Source organism: Rhizobium tumorigenes, from assembly GCF_003240565.2.
Taxonomy (GTDB): domain Bacteria; phylum Pseudomonadota; class Alphaproteobacteria; order Rhizobiales; family Rhizobiaceae; genus Rhizobium; species Rhizobium tumorigenes.
On sequence record NZ_CP117255.1, the window covers coordinates 2,872,852 to 2,896,773 of the forward strand.

General features: G+C 61.1%; 22 protein-coding genes. 14 read left to right on the top strand and 8 right to left on the bottom strand.

The features are described 5' to 3' along the window. The first annotated feature begins 105 nt into the window (after nt 1-105). On the top strand, nt 106-1,827 hold the full coding sequence (locus PR017_RS14090) for an ABC transporter ATP-binding protein (RefSeq protein ID WP_111219845.1): 1,722 nt from the start codon (nt 106-108) through the stop codon (nt 1,825-1,827). Nucleotides 1,828-1,885: 58 nt separating this feature from the next. On the opposite strand, the gene PR017_RS14095 is transcribed toward PR017_RS14090, so the two are convergent. Together PR017_RS14095 and PR017_RS14100 are read right to left on the bottom strand one after the other, a co-directional pair. Then, entirely contained in the window at nt 1,886-2,170 is a 285-nt protein-coding gene (locus tag PR017_RS14095; protein WP_111219844.1) for a DUF982 domain-containing protein, read from the bottom strand. A gap of 128 nt (nt 2,171-2,298) precedes the next feature. Beyond that, nucleotides 2,299-2,724, bottom strand: coding sequence for a hypothetical protein (locus PR017_RS14100; protein ID WP_240538970.1), 426 nt, complete (start codon nt 2,722-2,724; stop codon nt 2,299-2,301). 214 nt (nt 2,725-2,938) lie between these two features. On the opposite strand from PR017_RS14100, the gene PR017_RS28310 reads away from it, so the two are divergent. Next, on the top strand, nt 2,939-3,106 hold the full coding sequence (locus PR017_RS28310; protein ID WP_111219842.1) for a Thivi_2564 family membrane protein: 168 nt from the start codon (nt 2,939-2,941) through the stop codon (nt 3,104-3,106). Between the two features lie 68 nt (nt 3,107-3,174). Here PR017_RS28310 and speB read toward each other — a convergent pair whose 3' ends face one another. Next, nucleotides 3,175-4,230, bottom strand: coding sequence for an agmatinase (gene speB, locus PR017_RS14110; RefSeq protein WP_111219840.1), 1,056 nt, complete (start codon nt 4,228-4,230; stop codon nt 3,175-3,177). Between the two features lie 103 nt (nt 4,231-4,333). Here speB and PR017_RS14115 point away from each other — a divergent pair, with 103 nt between their 5' ends. Beyond that, the gene (locus tag PR017_RS14115) at nt 4,334-5,497 is read left to right on the top strand and encodes an aminotransferase (protein WP_111219838.1); all 1,164 of its coding nucleotides are present in this window, start codon (nt 4,334-4,336) and stop codon (nt 5,495-5,497) included. Here PR017_RS14115 and PR017_RS14120 read toward each other — a convergent pair. Next, nucleotides 5,478-6,206 carry a histidine utilization transcriptional repressor HutC gene (locus PR017_RS14120; RefSeq protein ID WP_111219836.1) on the bottom strand — a complete coding sequence of 243 codons (729 nt, stop codon included), beginning with the start codon at nt 6,204-6,206 and terminating at the stop codon, nt 5,478-5,480. The genes PR017_RS14115 and PR017_RS14120 overlap by 20 nt on opposite strands. Nucleotides 6,207-6,438: 232 nt before the next feature. On the opposite strand from PR017_RS14120, the gene PR017_RS14125 reads away from it, so the two are divergent. The 5 genes from PR017_RS14125 to PR017_RS14145 all read left to right on the top strand — a co-directional run bounded on the left by PR017_RS14125 (nt 6,439) and on the right by PR017_RS14145 (nt 10,440). Next, nucleotides 6,439-7,266 carry a transporter substrate-binding domain-containing protein gene (locus PR017_RS14125; RefSeq protein ID WP_111220035.1) on the top strand — a complete coding sequence of 276 codons (828 nt, stop codon included), beginning with the start codon at nt 6,439-6,441 and terminating at the stop codon, nt 7,264-7,266. A 100-nt stretch (nt 7,267-7,366) separates the two neighbouring features. After that, nucleotides 7,367-8,008: an amino acid ABC transporter permease gene (locus PR017_RS14130; RefSeq protein WP_111219834.1), complete on the top strand. Its 642-nt coding sequence runs from the start codon at nt 7,367-7,369 to the stop codon at nt 8,006-8,008. Further along, the gene (locus tag PR017_RS14135) at nt 8,005-8,673 is read left to right on the top strand and encodes an amino acid ABC transporter permease (RefSeq protein WP_111219831.1); all 669 of its coding nucleotides are present in this window, start codon (nt 8,005-8,007) and stop codon (nt 8,671-8,673) included. Before PR017_RS14130 ends, PR017_RS14135 begins: the two co-directional genes overlap by 4 nt. Continuing rightward, complete coding sequence (locus tag PR017_RS14140; RefSeq protein WP_111219829.1) at nt 8,670-9,461, top strand: amino acid ABC transporter ATP-binding protein; 792 nt, start codon at nt 8,670-8,672, stop codon at nt 9,459-9,461. Before PR017_RS14135 ends, PR017_RS14140 begins: the two co-directional genes overlap by 4 nt. A 37-nt stretch (nt 9,462-9,498) precedes the next feature. After that, on the top strand, nt 9,499-10,440 hold the full coding sequence (locus PR017_RS14145; RefSeq protein WP_341797228.1) for an AraC family transcriptional regulator: 942 nt from the start codon (nt 9,499-9,501) through the stop codon (nt 10,438-10,440). Nucleotides 10,441-10,455: 15 nt separating this feature from the next. Here PR017_RS14145 and PR017_RS14150 read toward each other — a convergent pair whose 3' ends face one another. After that, nucleotides 10,456-10,722, bottom strand: coding sequence for a BON domain-containing protein (locus tag PR017_RS14150; protein ID WP_111219825.1), 267 nt, complete (start codon nt 10,720-10,722; stop codon nt 10,456-10,458). A 78-nt stretch (nt 10,723-10,800) separates the two neighbouring features. Then, nucleotides 10,801-11,460, bottom strand: a complete 660-nt coding sequence (locus PR017_RS14155) for a hypothetical protein (RefSeq protein ID WP_111219823.1) — start codon at nt 11,458-11,460, stop codon at nt 10,801-10,803. Nucleotides 11,461-11,779: 319 nt separating this feature from the next. Between PR017_RS14155 and dxr the strand changes: the two genes are divergently transcribed. Continuing rightward, on the top strand, nt 11,780-12,955 hold the full coding sequence (gene dxr / locus PR017_RS14160; RefSeq protein ID WP_111219821.1) for a 1-deoxy-D-xylulose-5-phosphate reductoisomerase: 1,176 nt from the start codon (nt 11,780-11,782) through the stop codon (nt 12,953-12,955). A 21-nt stretch (nt 12,956-12,976) separates the two neighbouring features. On the opposite strand, the gene hemA is transcribed toward dxr, so the two are convergent. After that, the gene (gene hemA, locus PR017_RS14165; protein ID WP_111219819.1) at nt 12,977-14,191 is read right to left on the bottom strand and encodes a 5-aminolevulinate synthase; all 1,215 of its coding nucleotides are present in this window, start codon (nt 14,189-14,191) and stop codon (nt 12,977-12,979) included. Nucleotides 14,192-14,562: 371 nt separating this feature from the next. On the opposite strand from hemA, the gene PR017_RS14170 reads away from it, so the two are divergent. The 3 genes from PR017_RS14170 (at nt 14,563) to PR017_RS14180 (ending at nt 21,190) form a co-directional block, all read left to right on the top strand. Then, nucleotides 14,563-14,844 carry a YMGG-like glycine zipper-containing protein gene (locus PR017_RS14170; protein ID WP_111219818.1) on the top strand — a complete coding sequence of 94 codons (282 nt, stop codon included), beginning with the start codon at nt 14,563-14,565 and terminating at the stop codon, nt 14,842-14,844. Between the two features lie 177 nt (nt 14,845-15,021). Beyond that, nucleotides 15,022-16,953, top strand: a complete 1,932-nt coding sequence (locus tag PR017_RS14175) for an autotransporter assembly complex protein TamA (protein WP_111219816.1) — start codon at nt 15,022-15,024, stop codon at nt 16,951-16,953. Nucleotides 16,954-17,008: 55 nt separating this feature from the next. Beyond that, entirely contained in the window at nt 17,009-21,190 is a 4,182-nt protein-coding gene (locus tag PR017_RS14180) for a translocation/assembly module TamB domain-containing protein (protein ID WP_111219814.1), read from the top strand. Here the strand turns inward: PR017_RS14180 and PR017_RS14185 are convergent. After that, a complete protein-coding gene (locus PR017_RS14185) occupies nt 21,187-21,615 on the bottom strand; it encodes an Lrp/AsnC family transcriptional regulator (protein WP_111219812.1) in 429 nt (142 codons plus the stop codon). The two genes, PR017_RS14180 and PR017_RS14185, sit on opposite strands and share 4 nt — an antisense overlap. A 126-nt stretch (nt 21,616-21,741) precedes the next feature. Between PR017_RS14185 and rocF the strand changes: the two genes are divergently transcribed. Both rocF and rocD read left to right on the top strand, forming a co-directional pair. Further along, nucleotides 21,742-22,677: an arginase gene (gene rocF / locus PR017_RS14190; RefSeq protein ID WP_111219810.1), complete on the top strand. Its 936-nt coding sequence runs from the start codon at nt 21,742-21,744 to the stop codon at nt 22,675-22,677. A 20-nt stretch (nt 22,678-22,697) separates the two neighbouring features. Beyond that, entirely contained in the window at nt 22,698-23,897 is a 1,200-nt protein-coding gene (gene rocD, locus PR017_RS14195; protein WP_111219808.1) for an ornithine--oxo-acid transaminase, read from the top strand. Nucleotides 23,898-23,922 lie beyond the last annotated feature (25 nt).

Genomic DNA, 23,922 nt, shown 5'->3' on the forward strand with positions numbered 1-23,922 from the left:
TAGGCTAGACCCTCTCTATCGTCTGCCAAAGGGCCCGGCTTTCGGGCCCTTTTCTTTGTTCAAGCCGCTGGTCGATTGCCTCCTGCCCCATAAGCGAGTTTTCCCATGCTGCGCCGGTTCTTTTCCTATTACGCCCCTTACAAGAAGCTCTTTTATCTCGATTTCGGCTGCGCGGTCGTTGCTGGCCTTCTGGAACTCGGGTTTCCGCTGGCGATGAAGCTGTTCATCGACACGCTGCTTCCGGGCCAGGATTGGGGCCTGATTGCGGGCGTCGCCGTGCTGCTGCTGGTTGTCTATGTGATCAATACCGGCCTCATGGCGGTCGTCAATTACTGGGGACACGCACTCGGCATCAGCATCGAGACCGACATGCGTCGCCAGGCTTTCGACCATATCCAGAAACTCAGCTTCCGCTTCTTCGACAACAACAAGACGGGGCACCTGATCGCCCATGTGACCAAGGATCTCGAGGAGGTCGGCGAAGTCGCCCACCATGGCCCGGAAGACGTCTTCATCGCCATCATGACCTTCATCGGCGCCTTCATCCTGATGTTCACCGTGCACTGGAAGCTGGCGCTGATGACGACCGTCATCGTTCCCGTGATGACCTGGATGGTCAGCCGCTACGGCGCCCGGATGACGGAAAACTGGCGGAAATTGTTCGGCCAGGTCGGTGAGTTCAACGCCCGCATCGGCGAGAGCGTCGGCGGCATCCGTGTCGTCAAGGCGTTTGCCAACGAGGACCACGAGCGCGCGCTGTTTGCCGTCAACAACGAGGGATACAAGGCGACCAAGCTGAATGCCTATGCCTACATGACGGCGAGCCTCACGCTCTCCTATTTCGGCACCCGGTTCGTGCAGCTGCTGGTGATGGTGGCCGGCACCTATTTCGTCATTCGCACCGAGCTGAGCTATGGCGGCTTCGTCGGCTTCCTGCTGCTGGTCAACGTCTTCTTCCGGCCGATCGACAAGATCACCTCCGTGCTGGAAAGCTATCCGAAGGGCATAGCCGGCTTCAAGCGCTTCACGACGCTGATCGACACCGCCCCGGACATTGCCGACCGGACGGACGCCGTCTCGGTGGAGCATCTGAAGGGCGACATCGCCTATACCGACGTCAGCTTCGGTTACGACGCCAATGGCAGGATTCTCGGCAGGCTGAACCTGACGATCAGGGCCGGAGAGACGATTGCCTTCGTTGGCCCGTCAGGCGCCGGCAAGACGACGATCTGCTCGCTGCTGCCACGCTTCTACGAAGTCGACAGCGGCGCCATCAGCATCGACGGAATGGACATCCGCGACATGACGCAGGCCTCGCTCAGGGCGCAGATCGGCATCGTCGCCCAGGATGTATTCCTGTTCGGCGGCACGATCCGCGACAATATCGCCTATGGACGCCTTGGTGCCAGCGACAACGAGATCATCGATGCGCTGAGGCGGGCAGCTTTGGATGAATTCGTGCTGTCGCTCCCCGACGGACTATCCACCCGCGTCGGCGAGCGCGGCGTGAAACTCTCTGGCGGCCAGAAGCAGCGGCTGGCGATTGCGCGCATCTTCCTGAAGAACCCGCCGATCCTGATCCTGGATGAAGCCACGTCCGCGCTCGACACAGCCACCGAATACGCCATCCAGCAGTCTCTTGCAGCGCTCTCGGAAGGACGCACGACGCTGGTGGTCGCCCACCGCCTGGCAACAATCCGCAACGCAGACCGGATTATCGTGGTCGGCACGTCCGGCATCGTCGAGGACGGTACGCACCAGCAGCTGCTCGCACGCCGGGGTCCCTATGCACGGCTGCACGAGGCGCAATTCGGGGCGGTCGCCTGATTTTACGATACTGGAGCCGGTTTGCCGCAAGGCGAAAGCGTCTGCCGGCAATGACTGGCTATACCTTCGGCACATTTAAGAGCCGAGGCGTATCCGATACGAAAACGCCGGCCTCCTCCGCTGCGGCAAGGAAGGCTTCGCGGGCGTCATCAGGCGGCAACTTGTTCATCATCACCTGCCCAAATGTCCGCAAGGCATTGAAGTAGGCGTCTCCTTCGCTGACTGGCCAGTAGCGGGAGAGCAGGTTCATGGCTTGCCGGGTGGAACTGACGATCATGTAGAAGCCGAGCTTGTCTCGCTCCACATAACAACTCTCAGACCACTGCCTATCCTCAAGCGTCATGGCGCCCCCCAAAAACGCAAAAGCTACATATCAATCGACGTGACGGACAATCGTTCCGTGCACCCGGATGTTCTTCGCAACAGCCGGTGCGGCCCGGCATCTGCCATCCGGAAAATGGCGATTTTGTATCAATCGTTGTAAATATAGGAACCGCACATGTCTTCGTCGCTCTCGGGAGCGGCGTGGCCTGTGAAAACTGCAACCGCCGTCAGCCCCACACCAGCACCCCATGTAGCGATATAGCTGACCTTGCCGGAGCCACAGAGCCTGTTGCCATTTTCGAGCACCGGATCGGCCGGGTTTTGCACCCGATAGACGGACGCCGGAACCCTGTGACCGTCGATTCGGAAATGGTCACTGACCAGATCCGAGAAATCGAGCGATTCCCCGTTGGCAAAGCTGATGCTGAAATCATCCATCGAGATGTCGCCGGTTATACTGGACGCGGTGTTGCTATAGGCGGTGTAGGCGTCGGCCCGGGCTAGGGAAGACCAGCAGACGCCGATCGCGCTGGTGATGCACACCGACATGACGATGACGGACCTGTTCAGCATAGTTACCCCCACAGCACGGATTGGCGCCCGATTGAACTGGAAACGCTGGAAAGAGCTCAGCAAACCGGTAAAATCAGTTGTCGATCGGCGGCTTTATTGCACCACACGCACAAAAATGCATCGAATTTATCTGCCGGCCTTTCCTTATGAACATGGCTACATAGTTAAGCCAAGTGGCCGCAAGGCATATTCAAGACGCAAGGAGTTGGGGACAATGGGTTCATCTGTTTTGATTGGTATTTTGATCACGTTTCTGGTGATCATTCTGGTGCTTTGGCTTGTTCAGCGTTTGCCCATCGAGGCTCGCATCCGCCAGATCGTGCAGATCATCGTGATCATCATCGGCATCATCTCGCTGCTGAAGTACCTCGCGGTATTCTAGGCCAGATCCAATCGACGGATACGGGGTCGCCCGTGTCCGTCGATTTTCCAAAGCCTGCCCGTAAAAGCCTACCGCCCGCCGAGTGACGGGCTGAACACCATCAGGCTCAGGATTTCAAACAGCACCTGGGCACCGGCCTGCGCCGTATTGGTGGTCGTGTCGTATTGCGGCGCCACTTCGACCACATCCCCACCGACAATATCGATCCCCTTCAAGCCACGAATCAGCTCCAGCACCTCGCGTGTCGTCAGGCCGCCGATCTCAGGCGTTCCGGTCCCCGGCGCAAAGCTCGGATCGAGACTGTCGATATCGAACGACAGGTAGGTCGGACCGTCGCCGACGATGGCTCTTGCTTTTTCGATGATCGCCGGAATGCCGAGACCCGTCACGTCCTCCGCGTGGATGACTGTCATGCCGGACTCGAACGAAAACTCCCAGAGATATTCGGCCGAGCCGCGAATGCCGATCTGTACCGTGCGCGTCGGATCGAGAACCCCGTCGAGGACGGCGTTTCGGAAAGGCCCGGCATGGTGAAACTTGGTCTGGTCGAAGGCGCCGCTGGTATCGCAGTGGGCGTCGATGTGGATCATTCCGACCGGCCGCTTCCTGCCGACGGCTTTCAGGATGGGGTGGCTGATCGAATGGTCGCCGCCGACCGATAGGGGCAGGACGCCGGCGTCGACGATCTGGTTGACGCGCTTCTCGATATCCGCATGCGACTGCTCCAGCCGGTAGCGGCTCTGGAACGGCACATCGCCGATATCGGCAACACGGATATCGAACACCGGTGCAGTACCGAGCACATGATTGTAGGGACCGATCCGCTCGATGGTGCGCAGCGCACGCGGCCCGAAGCGCGAACCCGGGCGGTTGGTAACGCCGAGGTCCATCGGAATTCCGAGGATGGCCACCTGCAGATTGCCGAAATCGGGATCTTCCGCAGAAACCGGCAGATAGGGCGCGCTGACGAATGTCGGCAGGCCGGAATAGGGTGCCAGCCGCGTGCCGCTCTTTGAAAAGATCTTGTCGCCGACCTTGCGAAACGCTTCGTCGAAAATCGCGCCGCCTGCAGCATCGCTAAATTTCGCCCGCAACGCGTCCAGCTTCGTCTTGTCCCAGCTCATAGCCGCTTCCTCTGCCCGATGTTGTTCCCGCCTGCCTCGCCCGACAAAGCAGTTGAGAATGCCGTTGCACTCGTTGTAGCAATGGAAAAACGAGAAAGCCAATATGACCCGCGCCCAAGCCAACCCCCTCGTCACCCGTCTCTCACCCCCGCCGATCCCCTCGGTGCACGCCTGGGGGAGAGCCTATGACGGCGGGCTCGGCCCGTTGATCGATCTGTCGCAGGCCGTCCCCGGCTATCCGACCCATCCCGAGATGCTGCGGCTGCTTGGGCAAGCCGCCGCCTCGCCTGCCATGACCGGCTATGGCCCGATCGAGGGAGAACCGATGCTGCGCGAAGCCTATGCGCACCATGTCAGCGCGGTCTATGGCGCGGAAATCAACGCCGACCACATCCACATTACCGCCGGCTGCAACCAGGCCTTCATGTCCACCGCCATTGCCCTGACGGCTTCGGGTGGCAGCGTGGCGCTGACAAATCCCTACTACTTCAATCACGAAACGACGCTGTCGATGCTCGGTATCGGGCATAGTCTGGTCCAATGCGACGCGGCCAACGGTTTCCTGCCCGATCTCAACTCGGCGCAAGCAGCGCTGGCAGTTGGTGCACGGGCGCTCGTGGTGGTGACTCCCAACAACCCGACCGGTGCCGTCTATCCGAAAGATCTGCTGTATAAGCTTTTCAAGCTCTGCCAGGAGCACGGCGCCTGGCTGATCATCGACGAAACCTACCGTGACTTCCTACCCGAGGATTTCGGGCGGCCGCACGCGCTTCTGTCCGAACCCGGCTGGGAAGAAACGCTTGTGCTGCTCTACAGTTTTTCGAAATCCTTCTGCATTCCCGGCCATCGGCTTGGAGCAATTACTGCAGGACCGGCCCTCGTTGCGGAAATCGCCAAGGTCATGGACAATATGCAGATCTGTGCGCCCCGTGCGCCGCAAATGGCGGTTGCCACCGCCTTGCCGCTTCTCGCCGACTGGCGCGCCGATAATCGCCAGGAAATCGCCCGGCGGGCCGATGCGCTGCGTCAGGTGTTCGCCGATCTGCCGCAATGGGAAATCGGTGCCATCGGCGCATATTTCGCCTTCGTCCGCCATCCCTTTGCCGGGCAGTCATCGGCAGAGGTTGCCGAGAGGCTCGCGAGGCAGGCCGGCGTCGTCTGCATCCCCGGCAGCTATTTCGGCGAAGGACAGGATCACTATCTGCGGCTGGCCTTCGCCAACGCCGACGTGGCCTCTATCGCGCTTCTCAGCGATCGCCTGCGGTAGGCCAGGTTGCCGCTGGCTGAAAACAGCCGGCAAACTGGAACCGGTCGCCCGGATGGGTGATTTCCACGTAGGTGACGGTGCGGCCATTTTGCCAGGTCTGGCGAACGAGATTGAGGCAGGCTTCGCCACGCTCCGTCTCCAGCAAACGCGCTGTCGCCTGATCGGCCGAGATCGCCCGGATGACGTGACGGGCCTTGGTCCAGGGCACCTGCTCCAGCAGCCATTTTGCCGGCGGCATCGTGGCAAATTTCTCCTCCCGGGCAAGCGGCACCAGATCCAGCATGATGATGCGGCGCTCGAGCGCATTCGGCCTGCCATCGACGATGTGCAGGCATTGCAGCCTGAGGATTTCGGCACCCACCGGCTCAGAAAGCAGCTTGGCGTCGCCTGCGTCCAGGCGTTCGATCTTCCTCGTCAGGATCCTGTGGCCGTGGCTGTGCCCGGCGAGTTCGGCGGCAGTGCTGATATCCTGGATATCCATCACGGTGCGGTCGATCTGCGGCAGAGCGACGAATGAACCTGTCTTGCGCCGGCGCACCACCATGCCACGCGTGACGAGCGCCGACAGCGCCTTGCTGACCGTCATTCGCGAGCAACCATATTGCACCACCAGGTCTTGCTCGATCGGAATGCGGGACCCGGGCTGCCATTCGCCGGCCAGGATTTTCGCCTCTATGTCGCTGAAAATGGTCTGGTAAATTGATGCCAAGGTCGACCCCTCGATCCGTGTGGCAACAGAGCCTACCGGTCACCCGGCAATGGCGGGCGATGTGCCTGCAGCTGTCAGCCGGCACATTTTTTGCGTGTCCAGACTTTTACATTGACACCTTAGGCCCGGCTATATCTATTTGTATAGTCAAAAGCGGATCGCAGAAATCCGTCTCGCGGGAAAAATCACATTCAAATCCTCCGACAGGGGGATGAAAAACTGGAGAGAAATCATGAAAACCAATTCCCTGCTGAAGGGTCTTCTCGGCGCTGCCTTCCTGCTAGGCGCGACGCTGTCGGCCCAGGCTGCTGATACGCTTGCCGCAGTCAAGGCTGCCGGCACCATGAAGGTCGGTACCGAAACCGCCTTCGCCCCCTTCGACTTCATCGATGCCGGCGAGCATGTCGGCCTCAACGTCGATCTGTTCGCCGAAATCGGCAAGGAACTCGGCGTCAAGATCGAATGGGTCACGCTTCCCTGGGACGGCGTCTTCCCGGCCCTTGAAGCTGGCAAATTCGACGTCGTCGCCGGTCCGGCCACAATCACCAAGAAGCGCTTGGAACATTACCGCTTCACGCCGCCAATCGCCGAGGCCAGCATCGCCATCCTGAAGAAGGCCGGCGACAAGAAGATCGTGAAGCCGGAAGACATTGCCGGCACCAAGATCGGCGTCGGCAAGGCTACCTCGCAGCTCGACCAGCTGAAGGAATACTCGGCTACCCTGCCCAAGCCAGTCGACGTGCACGAATATGTCTCGTTCAACGACGCCTATGCCGACCTCGCCGCAGGCCGCGTCGAAGGCGTTGCAAACTCGCTGCCGAACATTGCATTCGTTGCCAAGCAGCGTGAAGGCGTCTTCGAAGTCGTCACGCCGACATTCGGCAAGAAGTCCTATTTCGGCTTCATCGGCCTGAAGGACGCCGATCACGCGCCTCTGATGGACGCGATCGACACGGCTCTTTTGAAGATCAAGGCAGATGGCCGCCTGGCCACGTTGCAGAAGAAGTGGTTCGGCGCCAGCTTCGACACCCCGGATGCCGTCAAGGACCCGGCATTCTGATCTGCTCATCTTTCTGACTGATTGCGCCCCGGCTTATCCCCGGGGTGCGATCCGAGACAGGATCGCGTCTCACTGACTGCCAGGCGAGCGAATTCAGGACATGTCCTTCAAACTCTTCGAACTGCTTTTGCAAGCATCGATCTACACGATCACGATCAGCGTCGCGTCGATCCTGATCGGCTTCACGCTTGCCTTGCTGATCTCGGCGATGACGCTGTCGGGCCAGCGGCTGTTCATCTGGCCAGCCCGAATTTTCATCAGCTTCTTTCGCGGCGTGCCCCTGCTGGTGCAATTGCTGCTGATCTACAATCTGCTGCCGGCCATCGGCCTGAACGTGCCGAGCATCGTCGCAGCCATCATCGGCATGTCGTTGTCGACCGCCGCCTATCAGGCAGAAAACCTTCGCGGCGGCTTTGCCAGTGTCCCACGCGGCCTGATCGAATGTGCCGAAATGGTCGGCCTGACGCCTGCCCAGATCTTTCGCCGCATCAAGGCGCCAATCGCCATGCGTCTGACCTTTCCGGCCCTCGTCAACGAAGCGATCCTGCTGCTCAAGGCCTCGTCGCTGGTATCCGTCGTCGGCATCATCGAATTAACCCGCATGGCCCAGGACCTGTCCGCCAGCACTTTCCTGCCGCTGCAGATCTTCGCCTCGGCCGGCCTCATCTATCTCATAATCAACTGGATCGTGGCGCTTGCAGGCGGCATGATCGAACGCTCGTTGCCGGGAGCGCCGCGATGAGCTTCGATATCCATGTCATCATCGACCAGTGGCCGGCGATCGTCAGCGGCGGCCTCGTAACCATCCTCATCTGGATACTCGGCACCATCGCAGCCGCCTTCCTTGGCTTCCTCGTTGCAGTGGCCCGCCGATACGGCGGCCCTGTGGTCGATAAGGTCTTTGGCCTGCTGGTTGCTATCCTGCGCGGCACGCCTTTCCTCATCCAGATTTTCCTGGTGTACTATGGCGGCCCCTTCATCGGCCTGTCGCTCGATCCGATCCCGGCCGGCCTCATGGGCCTGTCGATCTACGGGGCGGCCTATTACAGCGAAATCTTCCGCTCCGGCTTTGCGGCCGTGCCTCCCGGCCATATCGAAGCCGGCGAATGCGTCGGCATGAGCCAGGGTCAGATCATCCGACGCATCCTGTTGCCGGAGATGATCATGCTGGTGCTGCCGCCTTCGCTGAACATGACCATCATCCTGATGAAGGAAACGGCGGTGCTGTCGATCATCACGGTGCCCGAACTGACGGCCACGCTGAGCGCCATCGGCTCGCAGCAATATGCCTTTGTCGAAGCGCTCTTCGTGCTTGCCGTCTTCTATTGGGTCCTGGTCGAAGCCACCGGCTGGCTCGGCCATCTCGCCGAAACGAAACTTACCAGATTCAGGTTTTTCAACGCATGAGTATCCCGGCAATCGCAGTCAAGAACCTGATCAAGAAGTTCGGCGACACGACCGTGCTGCATGGCATCGATCTGGAAATCCCGCAGGGTCAGGTCTCCTGCCTGATCGGCCCCTCCGGTTCCGGCAAAAGCACGCTGCTGCGCTGCATGGCGTTTCTCGAGGAAGCGACAAAGGGCACCATCACCATCGATGGCGAAGTGCTCGGCTTTACGGAAAATGCACAAGGGGTACGGGAACGCCTGTCGGCCGCGACCAACCGGGCTATCCGCGGCCGTATCGGCATGGTCTTCCAGCAATTCAATCTCTGGCCGCACATGACGGCACTCGGCAACGTCAGCGAAGCGCTGAAGACGGTGCACAAGATGAGCCGCAAGGATGCAGAAGACAGCGCTATGGCACAGCTGGTCAAGGTCGGGCTGGAAAACCGGGCCGGGCACTATCCGTCGCAGTTGTCCGGCGGCCAGCAGCAGCGCGTGGCAATTGCCCGGGCACTGGCCCTGAAGCCGAAGATCATGCTGTTCGACGAGCCGACCTCGTCGCTCGACCCGGAACTGACCGGCGAAGTGCTGAACGTCATGCGCGACCTCGCTGCCGAGGGCATGACGATGGTCGTCGTCTCGCACGAGATCGGCTTTGCCGCCACCGTCGGCCAGCAGATGACATTTCTCGACCATGGCAAGATATTGTTCAGCGGCACGCCACAAGAGGTCTTCGCCAAGCCCCGCCACCCCCGCCTGGAACAATTCCTCGACACCTACCTCGACCGCGGCGCCTCGACGCTGCTTTAGGCGGCCAAGCATTCTCGGCTGTCTTACACCCCGGACTATGCCTATAAGTTTTCGACCGGACGGAGATCGAAACACTTTCAGGGGTAATTTCATGCTGCAGAAACTGCTCAACGGTGGACCGATGACGCGGACGGTTTCGCTGCCTCGGGGACGACACAGGCTGCATGCCATGCCGACCAGCGCCGGCTACGAGATCCGCCAGAACGAAACATATGACTGGGATGGCCGCAAGCGCGGGCAGACACCGTTTACAGTACTGCAGCACACCGTCAGCGGCGAAGGGCGATTGCGCTACGAGAACCGCAATTATCGACTGGGCCCGGGCGATACCCTGCTGGTCATGGTGCCGCACAACCACCGCTACTGGCTGGAGAGGAACAGCCGCTGGGAGTATTTCTGGATCTCGATGAACGGTGAAGAAGCCCTGCGCATCCACCAGCTGATACTGGAGGCCGCCGGCCCGTTACTGAAGTTGCCGCAAGGGACCATCGACCAGCTGGCGGATTGCAGCCTTCAGCTTATACACGGTGCCAAGAGCCCGGCCCAGGCCTCTACAGTTGCCTACAGCGCCGCCATGGCACTCTACGACGGGGTATTCGGGTCGCACGCCTTCATGCAGACCCAGAGCGCCATGCAGGCAGTCGTCGATCACATCAACGCCAATCTCGACAAGCCATTGCCTGTCGAGGAACTGGCGGAAGTAAGCGGCCTCAGCCGGGCACATTTTTCCCGTGTGTTCGCCGAGAGCGAAGGCCTGCCGCCGGCTGAGTTCGTGATGCAACAGCGGATGCAGAGAGCTGCCACTCTGCTGACTAAGGCGGCGTTCCTGCCGGTAAAAGAAGTGGCGATCATGTCGGGTTTCGACGACGCCAATTACTTCTCCAAAGCGTTCAGGCGCGTATACGGGCTCAATCCAACCGAGTTTCGCACCACGGGCATGTACGCATCGCTGCGCAGCGTGCCGGCTACCAACCGCTGACGCTGGGCGGAGACGTCACGCAATCGCGATGTGATTGGTGACGGAGGCAACGCCCTCCACACCGCGCGCAACTTCGGCAGCACGCTCGACTTCGTCGGCAGTTGCGACGGCGCCCCGAAGAACGATGGCATCGCCCTCGGCAGTCACAATCACATCGGAGGCGCTGATGCCGCCGGAGACCGCGAGCGCCTCTGCCACGCGCATCTCAAGTGTCGCATGATTTGGGTTTTCAACCTCGATTTCCGGCTCTTCACCGTTAAATGTCGCGGGTTTCAGCACCATGGCAGTATCTCCCTGTGTTTCAGCAGATGAAACGCCGAGCCCGGCCATTGGTTCAGACACGCCGATGCGCCGGTGCCATTACCACTTGATGCGGTAATTCATGCGCAGATCGCCGGCCCGTGTCGCGGAAAGCGGATCGGCAACGGACGCGGTAAAGCGAAGATGCGGTGCAATCGGCTGGTTGAGTGCCAGCGTGCCCGTGACGTCTCCCGTCCCCGAGGTCACCGTACCGCTCGCCGAAACCGCAGTGCCGGCCCAGGGATACGTCATTGTCAGTGCCTGCGTTGCGTCGATCGATGGCGACACGCCTGCGGCAGTCGCATAGTTGAGATTGAGCGAGTTAGATGCCTTCAGGTCGAGATTGCTGGAATAGATCCAGCTCCTGGATCGGCTCAGCGATACGCCGCCGCTGCCACCGAGCGTGTCGATCCGGACGACGACGGCACTATCTTCCGTTGTCCCCAATCTTTGCCGGCTGTCGGCCACCTTGCCCCAGACCGTTGCCAGTTCCGAGCCGCTCAATAGCTGGCCGCTAGTCCCGGTGCTCAGCCCGAGGTCGGCGCCGGCGCTTGCATCGACAGCCAATGGCAGCTTCACCCCGACTGTGGTCTGGTACACCCTCGGGGCCACCTTCACGGGAGCCCAGATCAACGCGCCGTCGGCCTTCGCCGGCAGGGCAATCGTCATCGTGCCGAGCACGACGCAAACGGGCGCCATGCGGAACAGCATTTTTGCCATGGATCATCTCCAGGGTTGGTATCGAGACAGACGGACATTGTCCGCAACGGCGGCAACCGAACACCGCACGATAGAGACGGTTCGGGTACCTCTTGCTAACAGGGCCAAGGCCCGGACGATGGGATCGTCACCAGCGCAGCGCATCTTGTCGATGAAAATAGTAAATGCCGCGTTGTTATGGTTCATAGATCCCATCCATACCCATGCTTGTAAACCCCCGTCCTTCAGAATTATGGTGCAACGCACACTTGCCGCCCCGAACCTTCCGCGCTAGAGCCTGCGTGACAAGGGATGACTCCGAGTTGCGAACGATGCAGATATGACATTGGACAAGCAGGCGCCGCGTCGGCTGACGATCATGGGCTCGACCGGCTCCATCGGCCGAAATACGCTGGACGTGATCAGCCATCTCGGCGGACGCGATGCGTTCGAGGTCAAGGCCCTGACGGCAAACGGCAATATCGCACTTCTGGCCGAACAAGCGCGAGCCGTTGGTGCCACTCTTGCGGTCACAGCCGACGACAGGAACTACAGTCTCCTGAAAGACGCCCTTAACGGATCGGGGATATCGGTGGCTTCCGGTCGCAGCGGCCTTGAGGAAGCCGCCGACATGGAATGCGATTGGGTGATGGCGGCCATTGTCGGCACCGCCGGTCTGGCACCCACCCTTGCGGCTGCCCGCCGCGGTGCCGATATCGCCCTTGCCAACAAGGAATGCCTGGTATCCGCCGGCGATCTCTTCGTCACCGCAGTAAGACGGGGCGGCGGACGGCTGCTGCCGGTCGACAGCGAACACAATGCCATCTTCCAGGTGCTGGAGGAAAACCAGCGCCACGCGGTCGAACGCGTCATCATCACCGCTTCGGGCGGCCCTTTTCGGACCTTTACCCTCGAGCAGATGGCCGACGTTACCGTCGAAACGGCGCGTGCCCATCCGAACTGGTCGATGGGTCTGAAAATTTCGATCGACAGCGCATCGATGTTCAACAAGGCGCTGGAAATGATCGAAGCGCGCCATCTGTTCGGCCTCACCCCTGATCAGATCGAAGTCGTCGTCCACCCGCAGTCGGTTGTCCATTCCATGGTCGGCTATTCCGACGGTTCGGTTCTGGCGCAGCTTGGCGCGCCCGATATGCGAACTGCAATCGGCTACGCCTTATCCTATCCGCGCCGGGCACATCTGCCGGTGGAGCGGCTGGATTTCACAAAGCTGGCGCGGCTGGACTTCGAGACGCCGGATGACGTCCGGTTCCCGGCCATCCGCCTTGCCCGACTGGCGATGACACGCGGCGGCGTGCAGGGAGCGGTCCTGAACGGCGCGAAAGAGATAGCGCTTGACGCCTTCATCGCCGGCCGTACCGGGTTTCTGACGATGGCAAAGGTCGCGGAAGAGGTGATGGACCGCCTCGCCTATCTGCCGGCCGCATCGAGCATGGACGACGTATTCGCTGCAGACGAAGAAGCCCGGCGACTGGCGACCGGGCTTCTGAACTAAATCGGCGAATGGAGCGATCCGTCAGGCGACGGCGCGCGCGAGCGCGCAGCGTGCCCAGAGCGATTGCACAGCCTCGACCAGATGGGCGATATCCGCATCGCTGTGCAGCGGCGTCGGGGTAATGCGCAGGCGCTCGGTCTTCTTCGGCACGGTCGGATAGTTGATCGGCTGAACATAGACGTCGAAGCTGTCGAGCAGGATATCCGAGATCCATTTGCACTTGGCAGCATCGCCGACCATGATCGGGACGATGTGGCTGGGATTCGGCAAATGCGGGATGCCGGCGGCATCCAGCATGCCACGCAGCTTGCGGACCCGGTCCTGGTGGCGGGCGCGCTCGAAACTGCTGGATTTCAGATGCTGTATCGATGCAACAGCCCCGGCAGCCAGGGCCGGCGGGATCGACGTCGTGAAGATGAAGCCGGAGGCAAACGAGCGGATGAAGTCACAAAGCGCGGTCGATGCGGCGATATATCCGCCCATTACGCCGAACGCCTTGCCGAGCGTTCCCTCGATGACGGTAAGACGATCCATCAGACCTTCGCGCTCGGCGATACCGCCGCCACGCGTACCGTACATGCCGACCGCGTGCACCTCGTCGAGATAGGTCATGGCGCCGTACTTGTCGGCGAGATCGCAGATCTCCTTGATCGGCGCGATATCGCCGTCCATCGAATAGACGGACTCGAAGGCGATCATCTTCGGGGCCTTGGGATCGGCAGCGGCAAGCTTGGCTTCCAGATCCTTCAGGTCATTGTGGCGCCAGATCACCCTGTCGCACTTGGCATAGCGGATCCCCTCGATCATCGAGGCGTGGTTCAGCGAATCCGAAAAGATGATCATGCCCGGAATGCGCGAGCCGAGCGTGCCAAGGGCTGCCCAGTTCGAGACATAGCCCGAGGTGAACACCAGTGCGGATTCCTTGCCGTGCAGGTCAGCCAGTTCGCGCTCGAGAAGAACGTGGTAATGGGTGGTTCCAGAGATATTCCGGGTGCCTCCCGCACCCGCGCCACAGTGATCGATCGCCTCTTTCATCGCCGCGATCACCTTTGGGTGCTGTCCCATTCCAAGATAGTCGTTGGAACACCAGACAGTCACATCCTTCGGTCCGTCGGCTGTGTGGCGCGTCGCGCGCGGAAAATCGCCGCGGTGGCGCTCCAGGTCGGCGAAAACGCGATAGCGCCCTTCCTGATGCAGCCCGTCCAACTCGCCCTTAAAAAACGCTTCGAAATCCATCATTTTCTCCAGTACCGTGACCGTGTTGTATGACTGCTGCACGGCACGTCAACCCTATCCCGCCCGACTGCGGCAAATGGCCATAGTTTGGAATAGCTCAAAAGAGAAAATAGCCCATCGACGAGCTTTTGCAATTGATCCATGCCAATGCGCAACGGACCTGCACGATGAAACAATGCCTGACCTTGTCTTTAGAGCAGAGATCCCAGTCGACAAGCAACACTCAGCAAAAAACCGCATAGGTCGGTAGACAATCATATTTAGCGCTATATTTTGGTGTTTAGACCAGCATTAAGACGGTGCTGACACCGCGCGGACACAATGGGGACGGCCAGCCGCTTTGACGGCAAAGCCAACGTGGAGAGAAATTTATGAAGAAAGTCCTAGCCTTCGTGCTGATCGGATTGTCGATCGCAAGCTGCACACCGACGGAACAGGGTGCGGGTATCGGCGCAGCTTCCGGCGCCTTGATCGGTGGTGCGGTGACCGGCAACTTCCGGGGCGCAGCTGTCGGCGGCGCCATCGGCGGGTTGACAGGTGCAGCGATCGGCAGCGTCGCCGAACAGCCTGGCCAGTGCTACTATCGCGACCGCTACGGCCGTCGCTACATCGACGACTGCCCACGCGGCGGATACCGCAACGACGGCTACTAAGCTACATCGCCTTCAGCGCGCCCCGGGCGAGAGTCCGGGGCGTCTGCATCCCATACGGGTAGTCTCACGTATATTATTAAAATGCTACACATGGCGACTTTGAACCGCTATGGTGAGACGGCGTTAACGGTTGGGGACGCAAAGCTGGCTAAATTATAAGTAATCGTAAAGCGCCGCATGTACATCAGACGAACCGGCCCGGGGATTGGTTTTGCGTATCGACGAGCAGGCACCGTTATTGCGGTCGCGGCGTGCGTATTCGTGAGTCCCGCTCTCATCAGCGACGCGTTTGCTTTCAAGCTCTTCGGCATCAATTTTTTTGGCAAGGACGAGGATAAAACCGATGCGGTTGCCGATCCCGTCCACTATTCGGTAAGGCTGAATACCGGCAACGCTGACAAAGACCTTAAATCTTCGATCGAGTCGAGTTCCATGCTCGAGGTCGACAAGGACAAGGCTGTTTCGGGCGATCTGGGTGTCGTCATCAAGGCCCGCGACGACCGCGACCGGCTGCTGGCATCCTTGTACGAAAATGCGCGCTACGGGGCGGTGGTGACGATCACCGTCAACGGCACCGATATCGACAAGCTCCCTCCGCAGCCGACATTCGGTCGGGTGAAACCCGTACCAGTGGTCGTCACCGTCGATCCGGGCCCACTGTTCAAGCTCGGCAAAATCCGACTGGAAGGCGACGCCGCCGGTCGCAACCCGACGAACTATGGCCTGGTATTGGGTGGTGACGCCGGTTCGCTGGTCATCATCAAGTCGGCTGACAAGGTCGTTGCCGAGATGAAAAGCGAAGGCCGGCCGCTCGCCCGGGTGATCAGGCGCGATGTCGTCGCCGATCACGCCACGAATACGGTAGACGTCACGCTGGACGTCAAGAGCGGCCCGATTGCCAATATCGGCGACGTCACGGTGACCGGCGAGAAGCGTCTCGATCCGACTTTCGTCCAGCGTTATTCGCGCCTGAACAAGGGGGATCGCTATTCCCCCGAGCAATTGAAGAAAGCCTCCGAACGGCTACGCAAGCTCGGTGCGATCGGCAGCGCGACGATCCATCAGCCCGACAAGCTCGCACCGGACGGCACGTTGCCGCTGAACCTGGAGATTTCGGAAGCCAAGCGCCACTACTTCGGCGCCGGCGCGCAATACTCAACCACCGACGGCTTCGGGCTGCAGGGCTACTGGGGCGATCGAAACGTTTTCGGCAAGGCGGAATCCCTGCGCATCGAAGGTACGGTGTCCCGCCTTGGCGAGACCACCAACTACCAGGATCTCGATTACGAGGCCGGGATCATCTACACGAAGCCGGCCGCCGTGCTGGCTGCCGGCACATTCATTGCCAGCATCAAGGCAGTGAGCACGAATCCGGACAACTACAGCGCCAGGACGATTACCGGCGATGTCGGCTACTCCTATGAGCTCAGTGACTACGACACTGCTCTGGCAGGCGGTCGCGTGAGCTACGAGGACAGCACCACCGATGCTTTCGGCGACCAGCAGTTCCTGACCTTCTCCGTACCGCTCGAGTATATCCGCGACACACGCGACAACAAACTCGACGCCACCGAGGGTTACCGGGCGACGCTCGACGCGCAGCCGGGCTATGAGGCCTTGGGCGGGACGATCTTCACGTCGCTTGAAGGCTCCATTTCTGGCTACAAGGGCATAGGGTCCGACGACAATGTCGTCTTTGCCGGCAAGCTTGCAGCCGGCTCGCTGCTGGGCGCGGACAATATCTCCGACATTCCGACCACCCGGCGTTTCTTCGCCGGCGGCGGCGGCTCTGTACGCGGTTATGCCTACCAGGAAATCACCGCCTACAATGCCTTGAACCAGGCACTCGGTGGCACGTCCTATGCGACGGTGTCTCTGGAGGCCCGCGTCAAGGTGACCAAGACGATCGGCCTCGTGCCGTTCATCGACGCCGGCAGTGTTACGGACAAAAACATCCCGGATTTCTCCGACGTTCGCGTCGGTGCAGGCGTGGGCTTGCGCTATGCCACGCCGTTCGGTCCCATCAGGGTGGACTTTGCCGTGCCTCTCAACAAATACCAGGGTGGCACATCGTATGGCATCTACGCCGGCATCGGACAGTCTTTCTGATAGTGCAGCAATGTCGACCTAAGATTCCGGCACGAAATGGGGTAACATCGCTCTGATGGGCACTTTGATAAGAGTTTTGAGCGGACTGACCAGGCTCGTCGGCATCGTCCTCGTTGCCGTCGTGGTGATTGCGATTGGCCTGGTCCTGGCGATTGGCTTTGCCCCGGGCGTGACGCGTTTTGCCGTCGATGAAGTCGCCAAGCTCGCCTCGACGCCTGACCGCCGTATCACCGTCACGGACCCCTCCGGTCTTTTGACGGGCAAGCTGCGCGCCGGCAACGTTACGCTCTCCGACACGAAGGGAATTTTTGGCCAGATCTCCGGCCTGTCCGTAGACTGGTCGCCGCTTGCCCTTATCAAGGGCACCTTCCATGCCGAGACGATCGCCGCTGACAAGGTGGATTTCGTGCGGTTGCCGGTCAGCACTGCGGAAGTCGTGCCGGAGCCGACGCAGGCAACGCGCACCGCGTTCACCTTGCCCGTCGCCGTCACAGTCGATGCGTTCAACCTGCCCAATATCCAACTGAGCAAGCAGATCGCCGGCAACGACTTCGCGCTGGCAGCCTCGGGCAGCCTCGATGCGGACGGCAACAGGATGGCGATGAAGCTCAATGCCAACCGCCTGGATGTGCCGGACGCAAGGCTGGTGGCCGACGTCGTCTTTGCACCCGACGACAACCAGCTGAAACTTCAGGCCAATCTCGCAGAGCCGAAAGGCGGTATGCTGGCCGGTCTGCTGCGCTTGCCCGGAAGTCCCGCAATGAACATCGATCTTTCCGGCCAGGGCCCTCTCTCAGACTGGACCGGCAAGCTGCAGGCGGCCCTGGATGGCCAGCAGATGGCGACGATAGACGGGCGCCACGTGCTGTCGGCAGACGGCGTGCGCCACATCACCGTCAAGGGCGGCGGCAAGGTGGACTCCCTGCTGCCACCGAATTTCCGGCCTCTCTTTGCCGGCCAGACGACCATCGACGTGGCAGCCGCCTTTGACGGCAAAGGCAAGATCGATATCCAGACCGGCAATCTCGCGACAGGCAGCGTCGTGCTTGCGGCATCCGGGACACTAGATCCCGCCGGCAACAACAGTCTCAATGCCAATCTGATCGGCACCTCCGGACCGGTAGACTTCCGCTGGCCGCTGGCCGAAGGCGAGGCTCGCGCCCTGATTTCACGCGTCGATCTCGCGCTAACCGGCGCAGCAGGCTCCGCAAAAATCGATGCCAGGGCGCAGATCGACAGCGCCAGCGTGCCGCAGGGGCGTCTTGCAAAGGTGGACCTCACCGCAAAGAGCGATGATTTCAATGTCTCGGCAAGCTCCGGTCCGCTGCTGCTCAACCTGTCAGTGGGCGATGCTTCCTTCGTCAATCCGGACCTGCAGCGGGCAGTGCACGGCCCGCTATCGCTGTCCGCCCCCCTGCAACTCTCTTCCAACAATATCGGCTTCAACGGTACGACTCTGAAAAGCGGCGGTATCAACGGCACGCTCAACGGTCGCTACACGCTGACCTCGCAGTCTCTGAACGGCAATTTCAAGCTGGCAGTAGCCCCGGCAGCACTGCCCGAGGCGGTCGCCCAGAAATTCGATGCGCCGATTTCGCTGGAGGCGCAGGTCGCCGGCACCATCCCCTCCAAGATCAATCTTTCCAATCTCCATCTGAAATCCGGTACCGCCGAGATTAACGGCAATATCGCCCTTGCGGACGAGGCGCTGACAGCGGATCTCTCCGGCCGATTGCTGAAACTTTCAAAGCTGCTGGACACCGCCGACGGCCAGGCCGACTTTACCGTCAAGGCATCGGGGCCGCTGGCAAAACTCGGCGTCGATGCCAGCCTGAAGGCGATCAACGTGAAACTGGCCGGCCGCCTACTGGATACGCTAGACGTCGCTGTCAAAGGCGTCGCCGATCCGAATGCCCCCGAGGGCAGCGTCACCGCGTCGGGTGCGATCGATGGCAAGCCGATCAACATCAGCGCCAATGCTACTTCCAAGGATGGCGCAACCGACATACCCGGCCTCAGCGTGGAGATCGGCGACAACAGCCTGAATGGGTGGCTGACCCTGTCGCCGGGCTTCGAGCCGGCCGGCTCTTTGACCTTCGACTTTCCTGATATAGGGCTGTTGGCGGCGCTGGCTGGCCAGCGGGCAGAGGGCAACCTCCGAGGCGAGGTCAAGATCGACAACGACAACGGCAAGACCTCTGCCGTGATCAATGCATCCGGTTCCGGAGTGCGGCGAGACGATCTTTCCATCGTCAAGCCGGAGATCGGGCTGACCATCAGCGACCTCAAGGCATTCGCTGCCAATGGCAGCATTCGTGCGGGCGAAATCGCTTCCGGCACGAACCGGCTGGTCGCCCCGGCGCTGACATTCAAGCAGCAGGGCAACCGCACGGACTTCGATCTGAAGGCCAACTATGACGACAAGCCGGTGACAGCATCGGGAAATGTCGTGACTGGTAACGGCCAGACGGTTGTCAGCCTCGATAACTTCGCGGCAACCCCGATGGCTATTCCGGTAAAGCTTGGCGCGCCGACGAAAGCAACGATTGCCAACGGCACCGTGACACTTTCCGGACTGACCATCCAGACCGGCAGCGGATCGATCAACGTGACCGGCAGCGCCGGTGAGGCTCTCGATATCGAGGCCAAGATCACAAGCCTGCCCGCAAGTCTGGCGAACACCTTCATGGCAAGCCTCGCCGCCGAGGGTACGATCTCCGGCACGGCCAAGGTAACCGGCAAGCCTGCGTCCCCGAACGTCGTATTTCAGGCAGACTGGGCCAATGCCGCCACGAGCCAGACGAAATCGGCCGGCATTTCCGCGCTGGGCATCAAGACAAACGGTAAGTTTGCAGACAACAAGGTCACGATCGACCTTAATCTCAGCGGCCCCTCCGGTCTGTCGCTGAACGGTGGCGGCAGTGTCGAGGTTGCAGGCAGCAAGGCCCTGGCCCTGAAATTCGAAGGCACCGTACCGTTCGACGTTCTTGCCGGGCAGTTGTCGGCACAGGGTTACGTTGCCAGCGGCGCGGCAAAGGTCAATGTCCAGATCGGTGGCACGACGGCTGCGCCGGCAATCACGGGCAGCGTCAACGTCAGCGGCGCCAAGCTCCTCGATATCCGTCGCAACCTTGCGGTCAACGCAATCTCCGCAAACCTGACGCTGGAGGGCCCGCAGGCGCGCCTAGTCAGCCTGAATGCGACGCTGGGCAGCGGCGGCACGGTTTCCGCCAGCGGCACCGTCGGCATCTCCGGTGACTTCCCGGCAGACATCGCCATCAAGCTCAACAGGGCGACCTATGTCGACGGCACGCTTGTCACTGCGACCGTCGACGGCACGCTCGGCATCAAGGGGCCAATCCTGACCGCTCCCGTCCTTAGCGGGCGGCTGAGGCTGGAGAAGGCGTCGATCACGGTGCCGGAAAAGCTGCCCGCGTCGCTGTCGGAAATCAACATCCGCCACAAGAACGCCCCCACCGCCGTGACCGCCCAGTTCAAGAAGGACCGGGCGGAAGGCGCCACGCAGAAATCGATGAGCCTCGGGCTGGACCTGCAACTCGATGCGCCGTCCCAGATTTTCGTGCGCGGTCGTGGCATCGATGCGGAACTCGGCGGCAGCGTCATCATCAAGGGGACAGCAGCCACGCCTGTCGTCACCGGCGGCTTCACAATGCGCCGTGGCCGATTGACCATTCTCAGCCGCCGGCTGGATTTCACCGACAAGAGCCGCATCAGCTTTGCCGGCGACCTGACACCCACCCTCGACATGGAAGCGACCTCGACGGCGAGTTCGACGACCGTGACCGTCAATGTGTCAGGCGTCGCCACGGACCCGACCATCGGCTTCTCCTCCTCGCCCGCTCTGCCGCAGGACGAGGTCATGGCACAGCTCATCTTCGGCCAGTCCATGGCCAAGCTTTCGCCGGTGCAGATTGCCCAGCTCGCAGACGCCGCCAGCCAGCTGGCCGGTGGCCGCTCGACCTCGCTGTTCGAGGGTTTGCGCAACCAGCTCGGCGTGGACGACCTCGATGTCACTACCGACTCCAAGGGCCAGACCCAGGTCGGCGTGGGCCGCTACATCAACAAGCGCACCTATCTGGAACTGCAGCAGGGCACCGGCAATTCGACCAAGGCCGTGATCAACCTCGATGTCGGGCGCGGCATCAAGCTGCAGGGCTCGGCTGGCTCCAACGGTGCCGGTGGCGCCGGTGTCGTCTATGAACACGAATACGACTAGAAACCGGTCTTGCTGGTTTTCAGGAGAATGTTCGATTCCGTCGTGTTGATACCGTCGATCAGCCGGATGCGCCTGAGCGTCTCGTCGAAGCCGGCAAGGTCATGGCTCTCCAGCTCGGCGATGAAATCCCATTTGCCATTGGTACTGTGCAGGGCGCGCACCTGCGGCAACCCGCGCAGCTGATCGGCGACCCGGTCTGCCAGCCTGCCGAGCACCTCGATCATCACGATTGCGCGCACACCTGCGGATCTCGTCTCGTGGCCGGTGCGAATCGTGAAGCCGGTGATGGTGCCGTTTTCCACCAGCCTGTCGATGCGCGCCGAGACTGTGGCGCGCGATGCACCGGTTGCAGCAGCCAGCGATGAAACCGGTATCCGCGAATTATGCCTGAGCGCACTCAGCAGCTCCCGGTCCAGATCATCCATACACATCTCACTTTGTAAAATAGGCCTTGGCAATCTGCGCAATCATACGCAAAAACCGACACTTTTCCATCTTTTTGCTGTCATCGCCGTAGGCCATATTACCCTGACAATTCAGGGAACCGCCTCATGAACACCCACTCGACCTCTGTCACGCTGATCGGCGTTCCTCTCGAAGAAGGCTCTGGCCGACGCGGCGCGGCCATGGGGCCGACGGCGCTCCGCATCGCCGGCATCGACACGATGCTGATCGAACTCGGTTATAACGTTATCGATGCCGGTGACCTTCACCCGGAACCGGCCGGCGACTTGCCGGATCATCCGAAGGCACATCACCTGAAGGTCGTCGGCGCCTTTACCCGGGCGCTGGAATCAAGCGTATACGACGTGGCCAAGGCAGGCGGATTTCCCATCATTCTTGGCGGCGACCATGCCCTGTCGATGGGCAGCGTCTCCGGCATGGCCCGCTATGCAGCCGGTATCGGCCGCCCGCTTTTCGTCTTGTGGCTCGACGCCCATGCCGACTTCAATTCGCCGGTGACGTCTCCGTCCGGCAATATCCACGGAATGCCGGTGGCGTTTTTCTGCGGCGAGGCGGAATTCGCCGACATCCTGCCGAAGGAGCGACCCTTCGTCGACCCGCGCAAGGTCTACCAGGTCGGCATCCGCTCCGTCGATCCACATGAGCGCGATGCCATCCGCGAGCACGGTGTCAACGTCTTCGACATGCGCGCCATCGACGAGCAGGGCGTGGCCTCCATCATCAGCAACATCCTGACGACCGTGAGCAATGCAAATGGCCTGCTGCATGTCAGCTTCGACGTCGATTTCCTCGATCCGGACGTCGCACCCGGCGTCGGCACCACCGTTCCCGGCGGCGCCACCTTCCGAGAAGCACATCTGGTCATGGAGATGCTGTCGGACAGCGGCCTTGTATCGTCGCTGGATCTCGTCGAACTCAATCCGTTTCTCGACGATCGTGGCAAGAGTGCCCGCGTTCTTGTTGAACTGACGGCCAGCCTGTTCGGCCGCCGCATCTTCGACCGCCCGACCCGCGCCGCCTGATCCTGGAGAGGAGACCGCCCGTGACCTTGTCCGCCAATCTCATAGCCACCGAACAGCGCCTCGGCGCCCACAACTACAAGCCGCTCGACGTCATCCTGTCACGTGGCGAAGGCGTGTATGTATGGGACACCGACGGCAATCGTTATCTCGATTGCCTGTCCGCATATTCGGCGGTCAACCAGGGTCACTGCCATCCAAAGATCCTCGCGGCCATGACCGAGCAGGCCGGCAAGCTGACGCTGACATCGCGGGCTTTCCGCAACGACCAGCTTGCCTACCTCTACGAAGAGCTCGCCGCCCTCACCGGCTCGCACAAGATCCTGCCGATGAACTCCGGCGCCGAGGCAGTCGAGACCGTCGTCAAGGCGGTTCGCAAATGGGGATATGAGGTCAAGGGCGTCGCCGAGAACCAGGCGGAGATCATTGTCTGCTCGGAGAACTTCCACGGCCGGACGCTCGGCATCATCAGTTTTTCGACGGACCCCGATGCCCGCAATGGCTTTGGCCCCTACGCCCCCGGCTTCGTCACCGTGCCCTTCGGCGATGCCGATGCACTGGCGGCAGCGATTACCGAAAATACAGTTGCGGTTCTGGTGGAGCCGATCCAGGGCGAGGCCGGCGTCATCATTCCGCCGGCCGGCTATTTCACGCGTGTCCGCGAACTCTGCACCGACAACAACGTCACGCTGATCCTCGACGAGATCCAGACCGGGCTTGGCCGTACAGGCAGGCTGCTGGCTGAGGAGCATGAAGGCATTGAGGCGGACGTGACGCTGATCGGCAAGGCGCTGTCAGGCGGCTTCTATCCGGTGTCTGCGGTGCTTTCGAACTCGGAGGTTCTGGGTGTCCTGAAGCCTGGCCAGCATGGCTCGACTTTCGGCGGCAACCCGCTAGCCTGCGCCGTCGCCCGCGCCGCCCTGAAGGTGCTGACGGAAGAAGGCATGATCGAGAACGCCGCCGTCATGGGCAACCGCTTCCTCGATGGCCTCAGGGCAATCCGGTCCAACATCGTCAAGGACGTTCGCGGTCGCGGCTTGATGATGGCGATAGAACTGGACCCGGAAGCCGGCGGCGCCAGGCCTTACTGCGACGCCTTGAAGGCACTCGGCATTCTGGCCAAGGACACCCACGGCCATACGATCCGTCTTGCACCTCCGCTTGTCATCACGGCAGATCAGGTCGACTGGGCCGTCGAGCGACTTGCCAAGGTCCTCGCATAGGACAACCCTTTCATCGCTCTCTATA

Excerpts from the sequence above, each read along its gene's own strand:
- PR017_RS14090 (WP_111219845.1), top strand. The coding sequence starts at position 106 with ATGCTGCGCCGGTTCTTTTCCTATTACGCCCCTTACAAGAAGCTCTTT.
- PR017_RS14095 (WP_111219844.1), bottom strand. The coding sequence starts at position 2,170 with ATGACGCTTGAGGATAGGCAGTGGTCTGAGAGTTGTTATGTGGAGCGA.
- PR017_RS14100 (WP_240538970.1), bottom strand. The coding sequence starts at position 2,724 with ATGCTGAACAGGTCCGTCATCGTCATGTCGGTGTGCATCACCAGCGCG.
- PR017_RS28310 (WP_111219842.1), top strand. The coding sequence starts at position 2,939 with ATGGGTTCATCTGTTTTGATTGGTATTTTGATCACGTTTCTGGTGATC.
- speB (WP_111219840.1), bottom strand. The coding sequence starts at position 4,230 with ATGAGCTGGGACAAGACGAAGCTGGACGCGTTGCGGGCGAAATTTAGC.
- PR017_RS14115 (WP_111219838.1), top strand. The coding sequence starts at position 4,334 with ATGACCCGCGCCCAAGCCAACCCCCTCGTCACCCGTCTCTCACCCCCG.
- PR017_RS14125 (WP_111220035.1), top strand. The coding sequence starts at position 6,439 with ATGAAAACCAATTCCCTGCTGAAGGGTCTTCTCGGCGCTGCCTTCCTG.
- PR017_RS14130 (WP_111219834.1), top strand. The coding sequence starts at position 7,367 with ATGTCCTTCAAACTCTTCGAACTGCTTTTGCAAGCATCGATCTACACG.
- PR017_RS14135 (WP_111219831.1), top strand. The coding sequence starts at position 8,005 with ATGAGCTTCGATATCCATGTCATCATCGACCAGTGGCCGGCGATCGTC.
- PR017_RS14140 (WP_111219829.1), top strand. The coding sequence starts at position 8,670 with ATGAGTATCCCGGCAATCGCAGTCAAGAACCTGATCAAGAAGTTCGGC.
- PR017_RS14145 (WP_341797228.1), top strand. The coding sequence starts at position 9,499 with ATGCCTATAAGTTTTCGACCGGACGGAGATCGAAACACTTTCAGGGGT.
- PR017_RS14150 (WP_111219825.1), bottom strand. The coding sequence starts at position 10,722 with ATGGTGCTGAAACCCGCGACATTTAACGGTGAAGAGCCGGAAATCGAG.
- PR017_RS14155 (WP_111219823.1), bottom strand. The coding sequence starts at position 11,460 with ATGGCAAAAATGCTGTTCCGCATGGCGCCCGTTTGCGTCGTGCTCGGC.
- dxr (WP_111219821.1), top strand. The coding sequence starts at position 11,780 with ATGACATTGGACAAGCAGGCGCCGCGTCGGCTGACGATCATGGGCTCG.
- hemA (WP_111219819.1), bottom strand. The coding sequence starts at position 14,191 with ATGGATTTCGAAGCGTTTTTTAAGGGCGAGTTGGACGGGCTGCATCAG.
- PR017_RS14170 (WP_111219818.1), top strand. The coding sequence starts at position 14,563 with ATGAAGAAAGTCCTAGCCTTCGTGCTGATCGGATTGTCGATCGCAAGC.
- PR017_RS14175 (WP_111219816.1), top strand. The coding sequence starts at position 15,022 with ATGTACATCAGACGAACCGGCCCGGGGATTGGTTTTGCGTATCGACGA.
- PR017_RS14180 (WP_111219814.1), top strand. The coding sequence starts at position 17,009 with ATGGGCACTTTGATAAGAGTTTTGAGCGGACTGACCAGGCTCGTCGGC.
- PR017_RS14185 (WP_111219812.1), bottom strand. The coding sequence starts at position 21,615 with ATGGATGATCTGGACCGGGAGCTGCTGAGTGCGCTCAGGCATAATTCG.
- rocF (WP_111219810.1), top strand. The coding sequence starts at position 21,742 with ATGAACACCCACTCGACCTCTGTCACGCTGATCGGCGTTCCTCTCGAA.